Origin of the sequence: Buchnera aphidicola (Takecallis taiwana), assembly GCF_039355125.1 — a bacterium.
Classification (GTDB): domain Bacteria; phylum Pseudomonadota; class Gammaproteobacteria; order Enterobacterales; family Enterobacteriaceae; genus Buchnera_L; species Buchnera_L aphidicola_AG.
Window position 1 is genome coordinate 18524 of the sequence record NZ_CP134979.1, and the last position, 18029, is coordinate 36552.

General features: G+C 27.2%; 10 protein-coding genes and 1 pseudogene. 5 read left to right on the forward strand and 6 right to left on the reverse strand.

What is annotated here, in order from left to right; genetic code table 11:
• The first annotated feature begins 28 nt into the window (after positions 1-28).
• Complete coding sequence (locus RJT54_RS00095; RefSeq protein WP_343128212.1) at positions 29-604, forward strand: elongation factor P; 576 nt, start codon at positions 29-31, stop codon at positions 602-604.
• Between the two features lie 6 nt (positions 605-610).
• On the opposite strand, the gene RJT54_RS00100 is transcribed toward RJT54_RS00095, so the two are convergent.
• Together RJT54_RS00100 and rsmD are read right to left on the reverse strand one after the other, a co-directional pair.
• Positions 611-1345: an ATP-binding protein gene (locus RJT54_RS00100; RefSeq protein ID WP_343128213.1), complete on the reverse strand. Its 735-nt coding sequence runs from the start codon at positions 1343-1345 to the stop codon at positions 611-613.
• Positions 1346-1407: 62 nt separating this feature from the next.
• Positions 1408-1965, reverse strand: coding sequence for a 16S rRNA (guanine(966)-N(2))-methyltransferase RsmD (rsmD, locus tag RJT54_RS00105; RefSeq protein ID WP_428994171.1), 558 nt, complete (start codon positions 1963-1965; stop codon positions 1408-1410).
• A 102-nt stretch (positions 1966-2067) separates the two neighbouring features.
• On the opposite strand from rsmD, the gene ftsY reads away from it, so the two are divergent.
• The 3 genes from ftsY to metE all read left to right on the forward strand — a co-directional run bounded on the left by ftsY (position 2068) and on the right by metE (position 6614).
• Complete coding sequence (gene ftsY / locus RJT54_RS00110) at positions 2068-3084, forward strand: signal recognition particle-docking protein FtsY (RefSeq protein WP_343128214.1); 1017 nt, start codon at positions 2068-2070, stop codon at positions 3082-3084.
• Positions 3085-3221: 137 nt separating this feature from the next.
• Positions 3222-4070 (forward strand): RNA polymerase sigma factor RpoH, encoded by an 849-nt coding sequence (gene rpoH / locus RJT54_RS00115; RefSeq protein ID WP_343128215.1) that lies wholly within the window; start codon positions 3222-3224, stop codon positions 4068-4070.
• A gap of 270 nt (positions 4071-4340) precedes the next feature.
• Complete coding sequence (gene metE, locus RJT54_RS00120) at positions 4341-6614, forward strand: 5-methyltetrahydropteroyltriglutamate--homocysteine S-methyltransferase (RefSeq protein WP_343128216.1); 2274 nt, start codon at positions 4341-4343, stop codon at positions 6612-6614.
• Positions 6615-6696: 82 nt separating this feature from the next.
• Here metE and purH read toward each other — a convergent pair whose 3' ends face one another.
• Positions 6697-8286, reverse strand: coding sequence for a bifunctional phosphoribosylaminoimidazolecarboxamide formyltransferase/IMP cyclohydrolase (purH, locus tag RJT54_RS00125; protein WP_343128217.1), 1590 nt, complete (start codon positions 8284-8286; stop codon positions 6697-6699).
• A gap of 178 nt (positions 8287-8464) precedes the next feature.
• Here purH and RJT54_RS00130 point away from each other — a divergent pair, with 178 nt between their 5' ends.
• Entirely contained in the window at positions 8465-8974 is a 510-nt protein-coding gene (locus RJT54_RS00130) for a TIGR00645 family protein (protein WP_343128218.1), read from the forward strand.
• A 153-nt stretch (positions 8975-9127) separates the two neighbouring features.
• Here RJT54_RS00130 and rpoC read toward each other — a convergent pair.
• The 3 genes and pseudogenes from rpoC to rplL all read right to left on the reverse strand — a co-directional run.
• Positions 9128-13249, reverse strand: a pseudogene (rpoC, locus tag RJT54_RS00135) (DNA-directed RNA polymerase subunit beta'); the annotation flags it as partial.
• Between the two features lie 72 nt (positions 13250-13321).
• Positions 13322-17350 carry a DNA-directed RNA polymerase subunit beta gene (gene rpoB, locus RJT54_RS00140; RefSeq protein WP_343128380.1) on the reverse strand — a complete coding sequence of 1343 codons (4029 nt, stop codon included), beginning with the start codon at positions 17348-17350 and terminating at the stop codon, positions 13322-13324.
• Between the two features lie 260 nt (positions 17351-17610).
• Positions 17611-17979, reverse strand: a complete 369-nt coding sequence (gene rplL, locus RJT54_RS00145) for a 50S ribosomal protein L7/L12 (protein WP_343128219.1) — start codon at positions 17977-17979, stop codon at positions 17611-17613.
• Positions 17980-18029: the final 50 nt, after the last annotated feature.

Below are 18029 nucleotides of genomic sequence, written 5' to 3' on the forward strand. Positions count from 1 at the left end.
TTTTACATATAAATAAAATTGATAATTTATGATTTTATATTTTAGTAATAGTTTTAAATCAGGACTAAAAGTATTGTTTGATAATGCTCCGTATCTCATTGAGAGTGTTAATTTTGTAAAACCAGGAAAAGGTCAGGCATTTGCTAGAGTGAAACTAAGAAATTTATTGACTAAACAATTATTAGAAAAAACATTCCGTTCTACTGATAGTTTGATGCATGCTGATGTAGTAGATGTAAAATATATATATATATATTATGATAATAATGCTTGGTATTTTATGAATCCCGAAAATTTTGATCAATTGTCATTAAATACGGCAATTATTGAAAATAAGTATAAATGGTTAATAGAACAACATGAATATTTAATTACTTTTTGGAATAACATTCCAATATTCATAGAGATTAATAAATTTATGAATTTAAAGGTTGTTTCTGATGTTTCAGCTAAAGAATTAAATTCTATTATGAGTAATAAAAAATGTAAATTATATAAATTACAAACTGGATTAATTATGCAGTTACCGTTATTTATTCAAATCGGAGATATCGTTAAAATTAATACTATAACCGAAGAATACCATTCTAGAATTAATATATAATATCTTTTATTGCATATTATTTGTTTTTTTACGATAACTATTCCAATTAAAATTTAGCCATAAACTATTACTTAAGTTTATTCTATCAATAATTCTTTCTCCTAATATTTTTTTTATCGTATAATAATTTAGGTTAGATAATATACCTATTGGTTTTTTTGCAGATGATCTTTGATCAATAATTTGGTTGATAATAATTTTTTCATATTTTGATTCTGTCTGTATACCAATTTCATCTAATATTAATAAATCTATATTACTTAAGCGATATATAAATTTTTTTTCGGTCATTTGATTATTATTATTAAATGTTTCTTTCAGCGTTGACATTAAATCAGCTATTGTAATAATAAATACTGTTTTACCTCTTAAAATTAGATAATTACTAATTGCTGTAGCTAAATGGTTTTTTCCAGTCCCCGGTCGACCTAAAAAGACAAAACTAGATTGATTGTGATCAAAGTTTTGAGCATAGTTTTTTGTTAAATATACTGCTTTTTTATGTCCTTCATGTTCTATGATATAGTTATAAAATGAACAATTTGCATATAAGGCACGGATTCCAGATGTTAAAAATGTATTTTGTATTTTATAATCTTGATTTTTTTGAATAATTTTTTTAGAAAAAATTTTTCCTTCTTGTTGATTCCAATATAATAAATCATTTTGATTTTTAAATTTTGGTTTAATGTGATCAGGAATAATATTTTGTAATTTTTTTAAAAAATTTTTATTATTCATAAAATGACCTTAATTTATCTGAGACGCATTAATATAATAATAAAGATTATTATGTAATTATTTTATATTGAAATATATAATTTATAATTAATATCATTATTATATTTATTTTTGCATAATTTCCAATTTTTTGGATATTGAATTTTTTGATTTTTATTGGTTTCTACATATATATATCCTAATTTTTTGATTAATTTATTTTTTTCAATTAACCAAATTGCTTTTTGTAAAGTTTGACTAGAATATGGTGGATCTAGGAAAATAATATCATATTTATAAAATTGTGTTTTTAACCAAAATAATGTATTTGTATGAATAATTGTGATATTTTTAATATTTAATTTTATAATATTATATGTTAGATTATCAAATATTTTCTTGTTGCTTTCTAATGCTGTAACATGTTTAGCTGATCGAGATATTGATTCGATACTTAATGCACCACTACCAGCAAAACAATCTAAACATTCAGCATCTGGAATTATTGTAATTAACCAATTAAATAGTGTTTCTTTAATTTTATTTAATGTTGGTCTTAATATAGAAACTGGAATAGTGCGTATTACACGTCCTTTTAATATTCCTGAGATAATACGAATATTTTTAAAATATAGATTCATGTGTATATAGAGTTTTTATAAAAGTTATTTTATATTAATTATATATATATTTAATGCTATATTGAATGTATTATTATTAATATCATTATTTAGGTACAATTTATGTTAAATAAAAAAAATATATTTTCTTGGTTAAATTTTTTTAAAAAAAAGTCATTAAATAATAATAATAAAATTATAAATAACGATAATAATAACTCTACAGTTAATAGTGTATTACAAAGTATTAAACATACTAAAAATAATTTTTTATTTAAAATTAAAAAATTTTTTTTAAAAAATACACTTAATGACCTTTTTTTTGAAAAATTAGAAGAACAGTTATTACAATATGATTTCGGAGTGTTTGTTTCAAAAAGTATTGTTAATAATATTTTTAAAAAATATAAAAATAATGTGTTAAAGGATGAATCAGATATATATTTAGAATTAAAAGATAGTCTTTATAAAATTTTAAATAAACCGATTCTCAATCGTGATATTATTGTAAAATCTACTCAACATAATCCATACATTATATTATTAATTGGTATTAATGGTGTTGGTAAAACAACAACAGCAGCAAAACTAGCATATTTTTATAAAAATTTAGGAAAGTCTGTTGCTTTATCCGCAAGTGATACTTTTCGTGCTGCTGCTATTGAACAGATTAAAGCGTGGGGTGATAAAATTTCTATTCCTGTATTTTGTAAACAATATGGTACAGATCCTTCTTCTGTAATTTTTGATTCGATAGATTTTGCTCGTACGAATAAGATTGATGTTTTAATTATTGATACAGCTGGTAGATTGCATAGTAACATTAATTTAATATATGAATTACAAAAAAATATTCGTGTCATACAAAAAAAAATGTCTGCTAATCCTAATGAAGTATTATTAGTTTTAGATGCGTGTAATGGTCAAAATTCTTTTACGCAAACAGAATTATTTTTTCAACATATATCAAATATTACAGGTATTATATTGACTAAATTGGATGGTACTGCTAAAGGTGGAATAATATTTTCAATAATAGAAAAATTTTCTATTCCAATTCAATATTTTTCAAATGGTGAAAATTTATCTGATTTTTATAAATTTGATGCAAAAGATTTTATTGAAAGTATTTTTTCATAGTATTTTTGTATACTGTTATGATTGTTAGTACTGTAAATACATATTACTATATTATATATATTTCATAATATTATGGTTGAAAACAATTTTATTAATTATGTTTGGAAATATACTTGACTGATATAGGAACTAGTATAATGTATGATGCAAAATGTTTAAATAAACTTTCTTTAAAAGATTTGCCTGCATATATTCATACAGTAAATTCATGGAAGATATTATCTAGTGAAGAAGAACGTTTTTTAACAGAACGTATATATTATCATTCAGATGTATTAGCTGCAAAAACCATTATTTTATCTAATTTACGATTTGTTGTGCATATTTCTCGTAATTATGTAGGTTATGGGCTTGCACAATCCGATATTATTCAAGAAGGGAATATTGGTTTAATGAAAGCTGTTCGTCGATTCAATCCGAATATGAATGTACGTGTTATATCTTTTGCTGTACATTGGATTAAAGCCGAAATTCATGAATATATATTAAAGAATTGGAGGATTATTAAAGTTGCTACTACGAAATTACAAAGAAAAATATTTTTTAATTTACGAAAAATAAAAACAAAATTAGGGTGGTACACTGGATGTGAATCAAAAACCGTTGCTAAAGAATTAGGTGTTTCATATCATGATCTGAAAGATATGGAATCACGAATGTTGGTTCAAGATATAACATTATATGCACCTTTAAAAAATAGAGCTAATATAAAAATAACAAATATTGTACCAATTTTACAGGATTATACATCAAATTTTTCTATCCAATTAGAACGTTATAATTGGGATACACATGCATCAAATAAATTAAAGTATACAATATTACAATTAAATGAGCGTAGTCGATATATTTTATATTCGCGTTGGTTAAACAAGAAACATAAAATTACACTTTATGCAATATCCAATAAATATGATATTTCGGCGGAACGCGTACGTCAGTTAGAATACCAAGCGGTAGAAATATTAAAATTAAATACAGAATAGCTCGATAGTATTATTATATACATAAGCAAATTTATCATATAAAAATGTATGTAGTGTGTGATTAGTTGTATTTGTACGGTGTAATATTTTTATAAATATTCATTCGTTATGTATATTTATTACTATTGATAGAAAATTCTTTTATTGTGTATAATATACGTATGTTATATTTTATAAATTGATTATGGTATAATTAATATTACTGTGATATAATAAATTATTAGGGAAATTTATAATAATATTTATTAAAAAGTTCATAGGATATTATTTATGACTGTTATGAATCATATTTTAGGATTTCCCAGAATAGGATCTAAAAGGGAATTAAAACAAGCTCAAGAACAGTATTGGTCGAATAAGATTTCGAAACAACAATTGTTAGATGTAGGATCGAAACTTCGACTGAAACACTGGAGACAGCAGAAAAAGCTAGGTATTGATTTACTTCCTGTAGGTGATTTTGCTTGGTATGATCACGTTTTATCAACAAGTATGTTATTAGGCAACATCCCAAATCGGCATCAAAATAAAGATGGCGTAGTTGATTTAGATACATTGTTTTATATAGCTAGGGGTACATCTCCAAATAATAAACCAGTTTTAGCATCTGAAATGACAAAATGGTTTAATACAAATTATCATTATATTGTACCTGAATTTATTGAAAATCAAACCTTTAATTTAACTTGGTGTCAATTATTTCATGAAATTGATGAAGCGTTAAATCATGGTTATAAAGTGAAACCAGTTCTTTTAGGTCCAATAACATATTTATGGTTAGGTAAAATTAAAGGTAATTTTTTTAATCGATTAGATTTGTTGCAGAATTTATTACAAGTATATCAGGAGATATTTTGTAAATTAGAAGAACGGGGTATTGAATGGGTGCAAATTGATGAACCTATTTTAGCGTTAGAGTTACCCCAAGAATGGTTACAAGCTTTTCAATCTGCGTATACATTTTTATCTAGTACGTGCAAGTTATTATTAACGACATATTTTGGAAGCATAGAACATAATTTAGATACAATTATTAAATTACCGGTACAGGGTTTACATATTGATTTAGTGCATGGTACATATAATCTTACAAAATTCAATCAATTGATACCAGATCATTGGATATTATCACTAGGTATAATTAATGGTCGTAATATTTGGAAATCAGATTTAAAACATTGGTTTAAGATTATTAGCCCACTGCGTAATGTTCGGCAAGAGATTTGGATTAGTGGTTCTTGTTCGTTTTTACATTGTCCTGTTGATTTAAAATATGAAAATAATATTAGTCTTGAGGTAAAAAACTGGTTTTCTTTTGCAATTCAAAAATGTTATGAAATTAATTTGTTTACACAAGCAATGCAGTTGAATGATGCGACTATATTAGAAGAGTGGAGTAATTTATTATATACACATCATTATTCGAATCATGTAAATAACATATCTGTTCAAAAAGCAATTAACAACATTCATGATACTGATACAGTTCGGAATACACCGTACGTAATTCGTTCGAAATTACAAAAAAAAAAATTTAATTTTTCGATTTTACCTACTACTACCATTGGTTCTTTTCCTCAAACAGAGGATATTAGAAAATTACGTTTGAATTATAAAAATAAAATAATTACGTTTCAGGATTATAGTACAGAAATTAAAAAACACATTAAATATGCTATTAGAGCACAAGAAGCCTTAGATCTTGATGTATTGGTACATGGTGAATCAGAACGAAGTGATATGGTTGAATATTTTGGCGAACATCTAAATGGCTTTGTATTTACAGATTTTGGATGGGTCCAGAGTTATGGTTCAAGATGTGTGAAGCCACCGATTATTATAGGTGATATATATCGTTCTAATAAAATTACAATTGAATGGTTACAATATGCACAATCATTAACGAAAAAACCAGTCAAAGCTATGTTAACAGGGCCTGTTACAATTTTATCTTGGTCATTTATCAGAGAAGATCTTCCTAAGGAAATTATCTCTAATCAAATTGCATTAGCGTTACGTGATGAGGTCTCTGATCTAGAACAGGTTGGTATACATATTATTCAAATTGACGAACCAGCTTTACGTGAAGGTTTACCATTAAAACAATCTGAATGGAATGAATATTTATCTTGGGCAACTAAATCGTTTCGATTAGCGTCTTCACAAGTACAGGATATTACACAAATTCATACACATATGTGTTATTGTGAGTTTCAAGATATTATGAATGCTATCGTTGAATTAGATGCAGATGTCATAACTATTGAAACTGCTCGATCTGATATGGAATTATTAAGATTTTTTAAAAAATTTCAATATCCTAATGAAATTGGTCCTGGTGTTTATGATATTCATTCACCAAATATTCCAAATGTTCATAATATTGAAAGTTTATTGAATGAAGCAATAAAATATATTCCAATAGAACGTTTATGGGTAAATCCGGATTGTGGTTTAAAAACAAGAAGCTGGAAAGAAACAAAATCGGCTTTAAAAAATATGGTTTTTGCAACAAAAAATATTCGAAAAAAATATCAAAATTAATTTTTTTTAGTTTTTTTGATAAAAAAAGGGGGAGATATTTGCCCCTTTTTGTATTGATATTATAAATATGGTGATATAATATCTAATGTTTAAAAATTCTATGATCAGTAAAAATCATACAAATGTTATTTTCATTAGCCGCTTGTATAACTTCTGCGTCTCGTATCGATCCTCCTGGTTGAATTATGCAAGATATATCATGATTTTTTTCTTTACATATGTCGATACTATCTCGGAATGGAAAAAATGCATCAGAAACCATAATTATTTTTGGATTTTTTAGTTTGAGTTGTTTTTTATTTTGAAAATATTTAGAATTGGCAATTTTTACAGCTTCTACACGATTGGTTTGTCCTGCTCCAATACTAATTGTATTAAATCCATTTATATATACAATAGCATTAGATTTCACAAATTTTGTTATTTTCCATCCGAACAAAGCATATTTTTTTTCTAGCACTGTTGGTTGTTTAATACTGACAATACGCCATTTTTTATAATCTTCAAATTGATTGTTTATTTCTTGCACTAATAAACTATTGTTAATGGTTTTATATTCTATCGTAGCAGAATGTTTTTTTTTATAATTATTAAAAATTAATATTTTGATTTTATTATTTTGCTTGATAATATTCATTGCATCTTTAGTAATTTCAGGTCCAATAATTAGTTCAACAAATTGTTTTTTAATAATTGTAGAAATGAGTTTTTTATCAATTAGTTGATTAAAACCAATAATTCCTCCAAATGCTGAAATAGAATCGCTATTATATGCATGTAAATATGCTGATATTAGATCAGTAGCGCTTGATGCGCCACATGGATTACCATGTTTAATAATTACGCATGTTGGGTTTGTAAATTGATTTACACATTCAAATGCTATGTGAGCATCATAAATATTATTGTATGATAATTTTGCACCGTTCATTTGCTGCATGGATTCTATATAATCTGTATTACATTCTGTGTTTTGTACATATAACGCTGACTTTTGATGTGGGTTTTCACCGTATTTTAAATTTTGTTTTTTATGATATTTGATATATATTGTTTCAGGTAAATTATTTTTTTTATTTTCTGAAATATTAATTTTATTTTGTAAGTATTGTAGAATTAATTGATCATAATGTGCAGTATATTCAAATGCTTTTTTTGCTAATCTTAGTCTTGTTTCTATACTGATAATACCAGTATTCTGTATTTCATTTAAGAAAATCTGATAATCTAATATATCTACTATAACAATAGTATTTTTATAATTTTTTGCGGCTGCGCGTACCATCGCCGGTCCTCCAATATCAATATTGGGTTTTACATAATCTTTTATATTATATAAAGTGTGACATGGATAGAAATTAACTATTACTAAATCGATAATTGGGATATTATATTTTTTAGTAGTTTCTATGTTTTTATTATGTTTCCCTAAAATTCCTCCAAATATTTTTGGATGTAGTGTTTTTATTTGTCCATCGAAAATTTCTGGATATTTTGTAATTTCTGAGACATCTTTTGTTATAATGTTATTTTTTTTTAAATATTTTCCGGTTGAATTGGTTGTAAATAGTGTAATATTTTTTTTAAATAATTCTTTTACTAAAGAAATAATATTTTTTTTATTATATACACTAATTAATGCGGTTTTAATTTTTTGATTTTTGTAATACATATTATTTCCAATAAAAATACATATTATATTTTTAACATAAATATTAAATTACGTTCTTAAAATATGGTTTTTACATATTTCATAATTTCTTTGTAATTTTTTTAAGTATATTGTGTATATATTATATTATTATAAAATATTCATTCAAAAATATTAAATACATATAGGGAGTGGAGACATGGAAGAAAAAATTGAGAGAATGATATATGCTTCTCGTTGGTTAATGTTTCCAGTGTATGTTGGTTTATCTTTTGGTTTTATTTTATTAACATTAAAATTTTTTCAACAAGTGATTTCTGTTATACCGGAAATTTTAATTATGTCAGAGTCAGGTTTAGTATTAATTGTATTATCATTAATTGATATTTCTTTAGTAGGTGGGTTATTAGTGATGGTTATGTTTTCAGGGTATGAAAATTTTATTTCTAAGATGGATATTCATGATAGTACAAAACGATTGAGCTGGATGGGTACAATGGATGTTAATTCTATTAAAAATAAAGTTGCTTCTTCAATAGTAGCCATTTCTTCCGTACATTTATTGAGATTATTTATGGAGGCAGAAAAAATATTAGATGATAAAATTATGTGGTGTGTAATTATTCATTTAACATTTGTATTATCAGCTTTTGGTATGTCATATATTGATAAAATGACTAAAAAAAAAATGTATCTTGGTAAGATGTAGTATAATTTCAAAATATATAATAAATTTATATATTTTTTATAAAATATAATATTGTGATAGCCGTATCTTGAAAATAGGTTATCACAAATAATATATTATTATATCATTTAATATATTTTCAGAGTATTATTTTTTATTTTTTTTTGTATTTTTTTTGTGTTTAATACGATTAATATGATAAATATATCCTGTACCTGCCGGTATTAACCGGCCTACAATAACATTTTCTTTTAGTCCTCTTAAGTTATCTCTTTTTCCTGATACTGCTGCTTCAGTTAATACGCGTGTTGTTTCTTGAAATGATGCTGCAGATATAAATGATTCTGTTGCAAGAGATGCTTTAGTTATACCTAATAAATTTCTTTCAAAAGTAGCAGGTGTTTGATACATATGTTCTAATTTGCTATTTTGTATTTTAATACGAGCGTATTCTACTTGCTCACCATTTAAGAACTTGGATTGTCCGACATCAGTGATGGTAACTTTTCTTAACATTTGTTTAATAATTACTTCAATATGTTTATCATTAATTCTTACACCTTGTAATCGGTATACTGCTTGTACTTCATTAACGATATATTTTGTTAAATGTTTTACGCCTTTTAAACGTAAAATATCGTGTGGGGATTCAATTCCATCAGATATAATATCTCCTTTTTTAATGTTTTCGCCTTCAAATACATTAACTGGTCTCCATTTTGGAATCATTACTTCATATGTTTTTTCATCTTGATTACTTGGAGTAATAATTAATCTAATCTTTCCTTTTGTTTCTTTACCAAACGATATTACCCCATCTATTTCAGATAGAATTGCTAAATCTTTACCATATCTTGCTTCAAATAAGTCTGCTACTCTTGGTAAGCCTCCTGTAATATCTTTAGTACCCCCTGTTGCTTGTGGAATTCTTGCAATAATATCTCCTGGATGTACTGTACTTGTATCACTTAATTGAATGATTGCTTTTCCAGGTAAAAAATATTGTGCTGGTACTCCTGATCCAGGTATTAATATATCTTCTCCATTTTTTTGGGTAATTTTGACTGTAGGTCGTAATTCTTTACCAATATTTGTACGTTCAGAGGTATCTAATATTACTATAGAAGATAAACCAGTTAATTCATCCCTTTGTTTAATGATACTTTGCCCTTCTATCATATCTATAAATTTTATATGCCCGGGAACTTCAGTAACGATTGGTATGGTATGTGGATCCCAGGTAGCTAGTGTTTCTCCGATATTGACTGTTTCTCCATGTCCTTTTTCTAGGGTAGCACCATAAGGTATTTTATAACTTTCTTTAATTTTTCCCATAAAATCTAGTATGTGTAATTCAACTTTATTATCAACAATCACGGTTTTTCCATAAAAATTCAGTACTGTTTTGGCATTATTTAAGTTGATTGTACCTTTATTTTTTACTTCAATACGTGATTCTGTTACAGATCTTGAAGCTGCTCCACCAATGTGGAATGTTCGCATTGTTAATTGAGTACCTGGTTCTCCAATAGATTGCGCGGCTATTACACCAATAGCTTCACCAGTTTTTACTAATTCTCCTCTCGCTAAGTCATATCCGTAACAACATGCACAAACTCCAAAATTAGTTTCACAATTTACTACTGATCGTACTGTTATTGTGTCGATACCATATTTATCTAATATATCACAATGATAATCACTAAGTAATGTATTTTGTGAAATTAGTATTTTATTTGAATTAGGATGTAAAATACTTTTTGTAGTTACACGTCCCAATACTCTTTCTCTTAACGGTTCTTTTACGTCACTACCTTCAATAATAGGATATAATTTAATACCTTTGTTAGTACCACAATCGTATTCTGTTATTACTAGGTCTTGAGCGACATCAACTAATCTACGTGTTAAATAACCAGAATTGGCAGTTTTTAAGGCGGTATCTGCTAATCCTTTTCTTGCGCCATGTGTAGAAATAAAATATTGTAATACATTTAAGCCTTCTCTAAAATTTGCTGTAATTGGTGTTTCAATAATCGATCCATCTGGTTTGGCCATCAAACCTCTCATACCTGCTAATTGTCTAATTTGAGCTGCAGAACCTCTTGCTCCAGAATCAGCCATCATAAAAATATTATTAAAAGATTTTTGTTTTATATTTGTGCTATCTGTATTTTTATCATGTGTTATAGATAAGTTTTTCATCATTGCTTGTGATATTTTATCGTTTGATGTGGACCATATATCAATAATTTTATTATATTTCTCTCCTGAAGTCACTAATCCTGATTGAAACTGTTCTTGTATTTCTAATACTTCATATTTTGCCGCTTCAAGAATACTCTCTTTTTCTTTTGGGATCACCATATCATCGATACCCACTGAAATACCTGATAATGTAGAATATTTAAATCCAGTATACATAATCTGGTCTGCAAATAGAACTGTTTTCTTTAGCCCTAAAGTTTTAGAACATAAAGTTAATAAAGATGAAATAGATTGTTTATTTAAAGTCGTCTTTAGTAAGCTAAATGGTAATCCTTTTGGGAAAATTTGCCATAAAATTGCTCTTCCTACACTGGTACGAAGAATGCGTGATTTTTTGATAAAAGTATTGACTTTTGTTTTAGTATATTCAACAATTTTGACATATATTATAGCATGTAAATCAATTGATCCCATTTGGTATATTTTTTCCACTTCACGTACATCTTTGAATAAAGATCCTTCTCCTTTGCTATTTTTCTTTTTTCGGGTCATATAATATAAACCCAATACAACATCTTGTGATGGAATAATTACGGGCTCACCATTTGCAGGGGAAAGAATATTTTTTGTTGACATCATCAAAGATTGTGCTTCAAGTTGAGATTCTTGGGTTAACGGTATATGCACGGCCATTTGATCTCCATCAAAATCAGCATTATACGCAGCGCATACTAATGGATGCAATTGTATTGATTTACCTTCTATTAATATTGGGTTAAATGCTTGTATTCCTAATCTGTGCAATGTTGGTGCACGATTTAATAAAATCGGATGTGTGTGAATAATTTCATCTAATACATCCCATATTATAGGATCGGATAATTCAACCATTTTTTTAGCGCTTTTAATAGTGGCAGCAAAACCTTTACTTTCCAATTTTCCTAGAACGAATGGTTTAAATAATTCTAATGCCATTTTTTTTGGTAAACCGCATTGATTTAATTTTAAGTATGGTCCTACGGTAATTACAGAACGACCAGAGTAATCTACTCGTTTACCTAGTAAATTTTGTCTAAATCTACCTTGTTTCCCTTTAATCATATCTGCTAATGATTTTAATGGCCGTTTATTAGAACCTAAAATTGCTTTTCCTCTTCTTCCGTTATCAAGTAGTGCATCCACTGCTTCTTGCAGCATTCTTTTTTCATTACGGATAATAATGTCCGGAGCAAATAATTCTAATAATCTTTTTAATCTGTTATTTCGGTTTATAACACGTCGGTATAAATCATTTAAATCTGATGTTGCAAATCTTCCTCCATCAAGTGGAACTAGTGGTCGTAAATCAGGGGGTAAAATGGGTAATACGTTTAAAATCATCCATTCTGGTTTATTATTAGATAGAATAAATGATTCTATAATTTTAATTCTTTTAGTTAATTTTTTTTTCTTATTTTCTGCTTGTATGCCTTGTAATTGATTATGTAATTGTTCATGTTCTTCAGATAAATCAATTTCTTTTAATAAGATTTGAATCGCTGCTGCTCCCATTTGAGCATCAAATTCATCTCCAAATTCTTCTAATGCATCTAAATATTGTTCTTCTGTTAAAATTTGTTTTCTTTCAAGATCCGTCATGCCTTCTTCGATTATGATATAAGATTCAAAATATAGTACTCTTTCTATATCACGTAACGGTATATCCAATAGCAAGCTTATTTTTGACGGCAATGATTTTAAAAACCAGATATGAGATACCGGTGTAGCTAATTCAATATGACCCATACGTTCTCGACGTACACGCGTTTGTGTGACTTCTACGCCACATTTTTCACACATGATACCACGATGTTTAAGTCGTTTATATTTTCCACATAAACATTCATAATCTTTAATTGGCCCAAATATTTTTGAACAAAATAATCCATCTCTTTCAGGTTTAAATGTACGGTAATTAATAGTTTCTGGTTTTTTAACTTCTCCAAATGACCAGGATCGAATTGTATCTGGAGAAGCAAGTTGAATCTTAATAGAGTTAAAGTCTTCAATAGTATTATTATTTTTAATAAATTGTATTACGTCTTTCACAAAAGACTCCGTTATTTTTAAAACTGTTGTTTAAGGTATTGTAAAAATGGTTGTATGTTGATTGTTAATATTTTATTCATCGTCGAGTTCAATGTTTATACCTAAAGATCGAATTTCTCGTAATAGTACATTGAATGATTCTGGCATTCCTGGATTCATATGGTAATTACTTTTTACTATATTTTTATATATTTTTGTTCTACCAGTGACATCATCTGATTTTACAGTTAACATTTCTTGTAATGTATATGCAGCTCCATAAGCTTCTAAAGCCCATACTTCCATTTCTCCAAATCGTTGTCCACCGAACTGTGCTTTTCCACCGAGAGGTTGTTGTGTAATTAAACTATATGAACCTGTTGATCGAGCGTGCATTTTATCATCAACTAAATGATTTAATTTCAACATATACATATATCCAACTGTTACTGGTCTATCAAATTTATTACCAGTGCGTCCATCAAATAAATTAATTTGACCAGATTGTGGTATACCACCTAGTTTTAATAATTCTTTAATTTCTTGTTCAGTAGCGCCATCAAATACTGGTGTTGCAATTGGCAATCCGTTTTTATAATTGCGTGCTAATGTTAATATTTCCGTATCGGAAAAATTATTAAAGTTAATTTTTTGTCTAATGTTATGTCCTGTATTAAATACTTTTTGTATGAAATTACGGATATTTGTAACTGATTGTTGTGTTTTAAACATGTTATTGATTTTATTACCTATACCTTTTGCTGCCATTCCTAAATGTGTTTCTAATATTTGTCCAATATTCATACGTGATGGTACGCCTAATGGATTAAGAACAATATCTATTGGTATTCCATATTTATCATATGGCATATCTTCAATTGGATTAATTTTTGATATTACTCCTTTGTTTCCATGTCTACCTGCAATTTTATCACCAGTTTGTATTTGTCGTTTTATTGCTAAATATACTTTAATAGTTTTTAATACCCCAGGTGCTAAATCGTCACCTTGTACAATCTTTTTCTTTTTAAAATCTATTTTTTTTTCAAATTCTTTTTTGAACGTATAATACTGATCAAATATTTTATTGATTTGTTGAGCGATGTTTTGATCAGTAATTCCAATTTTATACCATTTTTCTTGATTCATTTGTTGTAATTTTGTTTCTGATATTCCATATTTTATTAAAATATTTTTTATTCTTTCAAATAAATAATATTTAAAAATTTTAAATTCTCTTGTTAGTTCTTTTTGAATATTTTTAATTTGGATATTTTCAATTTCTAATGTTCTTTTATCTTTTTCTACTCCATTTCTTGTAAATATTTGTACATCTATAACTGTTCCTGATATTCCGCTCGGTACTCTTAAGGATGAGTCTTTGACATCTGATGCTTTTTCTCCAAATATTGCTCGTAATAATTTTTCTTCTGGTGTTAATTGACTTTCATTTTTTGGTGTTACTTTACCAACGAGAATATCACCTTCAGTGACTTCGGCACCGATATATACAATACCTGACGCATCTAATTTCGAGAGACACGATTCACTAATATTTGGTATATCAGCGCTAATTTCTTCAGGTCCTAATTTAGTATCACGAGCCATACATGATAATTCTTGAATATGTATTGTAGTAAATTGGTCTCGGTGTATAATTTTTTCGGAAATTAATATCGAATCTTCAAAGTTATATCCATGCCATGACATAAATGCTACGCGCATATTTTGTCCTAATGCAAGTTCACCTAAATCTGTTGCAGGGCCGTCTGCTAATACATTACCTTTGCTAATTTTATCTCCTATTTGAATACACGGTACTTGATTAATACAAGTATTTTGATTCGATCGAGTATATTTAATAAGATTATAAATATCAATACCAGCTTCTTCAGATGTGATTTTATTATCATCGACTTTAATAATAATTCTAGATGAATCAACATGTTGTACAGTTCCACTTCTTTTTGCAACTACTGTAACACCCGAATCGACAGCAACAGCTCGTTCTATTCCAGTTCCTACTAATGGTTTTTCTGCTTTCATTGTTGGGATTGCTTGTCTTTGCATATTTGCACCCATTAGTGCTCGATTAGCATCATCGTGTTCTAAAAATGGTATTAAAGATGCGCCAACAGAAACTGTTTGTTGTGCAGAAACATCCATATAATGAATTTTATTTTTTGGAAATAAATTTGATTCTCCTTGGAAACGACAAGTAATGAGTGGATTAAGTAATTCGCCTTTTAAACCAAGTTTTGTACTTGCTTGAGCAATAATATAATTATTTTCTTCTATTGCTGATAAGTAATGTATATGATTTGTTACTATTCCATGTTGTACTTGTCGATATGGTGTTTCTAAAAAGCCATATTTATTAATTTTTGCATATAGTGCTAATGAATTAATTAATCCGATGTTTGGTCCTTCTGGAGTTTCAATTGGACAAATTCTACCATAATGTGTTGGATGTACATCGCGTACTTCAAATCCAGCTCGTTCTCGAGTTAATCCACCGATTCCGAGTGCAGAAATTCGTCTTTTATGTGTAATTTCAGAAAGTGGGTTATTTTGGTCCATAAATTGTGATAATTGACTTGATGTAAAAAATTCTTTTACAACAGCTGAAATTGGTTTAGAATTAATTATATCTTGTGGCATTAAAGTATCTAAATCACCTAAAGATAATCTATCTCGTATAGTTCTTTCGACTCGAATGAGTCCGATTCGAAATTGATTTTCGATCATTTCTCCGATTGATCGGATACGTCTATTACCCAAATGATCAATATCATCAATTTTACCTTTACCATCTCTGATATTAATTAATTTACGAATTACAGCAATAATATCATTTTTACTTAAGACACTTTTTTTTGTTTTCTTATTTTTACATAACGCGTTATCAAATTTCATTCTTCCAACGGAAGATAAATCGTATCGATCTTCTGAAAAGAATAAATTTTCAAAAAGATGTTCGGATGCTTCTTTAGTTGGTGGTTCTCCTGGTCTCATAATACGATATATTTCTATGAGTGCGCTTGTCGTATCAGATGCTGGGTCCATTTTTAATGTTTTTGAAATATATGGCCCTCGATTATCACGATTTGTAAAAATCGTTTCTATAGTACAGATATTATTTTTTTTTATTTTTTTGATATATTCTGCTGTCAGTTTTGTGTTTGCAGGAACAAGATTTTTTTTATTTTTTGAATCATAATAATCTTTAGAAACAATTTTACCGATTAAATGTTCGATTGGTACTGGTGTTGATGTAATATTTTCTTTTTTTAACATTTTAATATGTTGATTATTAATTTTTTCTCCTTTTTTAATGTAGATAATATTCTTATGAATAATATTGAATGATATTTTTTCATTTTTTAATATCGTAGGTTCAAATTCTAAATAGATTTTATTATTAATAAATCGGTAAATCATTTTATCAAAAAATAAATTTAAAATTTCTGTGGTATTGTATCCTAAAGCACGTAATATGATACTAACTGGAATTTTCTTACGTCGATCAATACGTGCAAATAAATTGTCTTTATGGTCAAATTCAAAATCTAACCAAGAACCTCGATATGGTATAATTCTAGCATTGTACAACGTTTTTCCAGATGAGTGTGTTTTTCCTTTATCATTATCAAAAAATACTCCTGGACTTCTGTGAAGTTGCGATACGACGACTCTTTCAGTTCCATTGATAATAAATGTTCCATTATTCGTCATAATCGGTATTTCACCCATATATACTTCTTGTTCTTTTATATTTTTAATATTTTCTTTTTTTCCATCTGGTTCATATATTATTAATCGTAACGTTGCACGTACCGATATAGAATATGTTGTACCTCTAATTTGACATTCCCTAGCGTTAAATATTGGTGTTCCTAGGAAATAATCAACATATTGTAATTCTGCATTATTATTATAACTTTTAATTGGAAAGATAGATTGAAAAACTGATTCTAAACCTTTTTGACCTGTTTTATCTTTTTGAATAAATTTCTTATAAGATTTTATTTGTACAGAAAGGAGATAGGGAATATCTAACACTGTTACATATTTTCCAAAATCTTTCCGAATGCGTTTTTTTTCAGTTTCAGAATACACTATTATACGCCCAATCTTTTAGATAATGGATTTATATATATTAAATATAATTTAATATATATAACGTGAATTATAAATATTGTTATTTTTTGCTAACAATAACATGAAATTAACATTTATGTATTATTTTAGTATATTATAGTTTATAATATTTTTTTATTTTATAATAGTATTATTAATAATATACTATAGCTGGTGATACTATATTTCACCAGCATTTATATGTTATNAANATATATATAATTTATTATTATAAATGTAAATTATTTAATTTCAATAGTAGCACCGGCTTTTTCTAAAGTATCTTTAAATAATTCAGAATCTTTTTTACTGATTTTTTCTTTTAGCATAGTTGGCGCTGATTCTACTAAATCTTTTGATTCTTTTAATCCTAATCCCATAGTACTGCGCACAGCTTTAATAACTGATATTTTGTTTTTGCCAAATGATTTTAGAAATATGTCAAATTCTGTTTTTTCTTCTGGTTGTTGTGATTGTTGATTTTCATTGTTTGTGACAACTGGAATAGAAGATACACCAAATTTTTTTTCCATAGTAGAAACAAGATCAACAATTTCGATAACAGACATTGTTGATATTGCGTCTATTATTTGTTCTTTTGTAATAGCCATTATTCAAGATTCCTAACAACAATAAAAATTAATTTTATTTAATGTTTTAG

What these genes read in the sequence shown, in the direction of transcription:
- RJT54_RS00095 (WP_343128212.1), top strand. Translation starts at nt 29, where the DNA reads ATGATTTTATATTTTAGTAATAGTTTTAAATCAGGACTAAAAGTATTG.
- RJT54_RS00100 (WP_343128213.1), bottom strand. Translation starts at nt 1,345, where the DNA reads ATGAATAATAAAAATTTTTTAAAAAAATTACAAAATATTATTCCTGAT.
- rsmD (WP_428994171.1), bottom strand. Translation starts at nt 1,965, where the DNA reads ATGAATCTATATTTTAAAAATATTCGTATTATCTCAGGAATATTAAAA.
- ftsY (WP_343128214.1), top strand. Translation starts at nt 2,068, where the DNA reads ATGTTAAATAAAAAAAATATATTTTCTTGGTTAAATTTTTTTAAAAAA.
- rpoH (WP_343128215.1), top strand. Translation starts at nt 3,222, where the DNA reads ATGTATGATGCAAAATGTTTAAATAAACTTTCTTTAAAAGATTTGCCT.
- metE (WP_343128216.1), top strand. Translation starts at nt 4,341, where the DNA reads ATGACTGTTATGAATCATATTTTAGGATTTCCCAGAATAGGATCTAAA.
- purH (WP_343128217.1), bottom strand. Translation starts at nt 8,286, where the DNA reads ATGTATTACAAAAATCAAAAAATTAAAACCGCATTAATTAGTGTATAT.
- RJT54_RS00130 (WP_343128218.1), top strand. Translation starts at nt 8,465, where the DNA reads ATGGAAGAAAAAATTGAGAGAATGATATATGCTTCTCGTTGGTTAATG.
- rplL (WP_343128219.1), bottom strand. Translation starts at nt 17,979, where the DNA reads ATGGCTATTACAAAAGAACAAATAATAGACGCAATATCAACAATGTCT.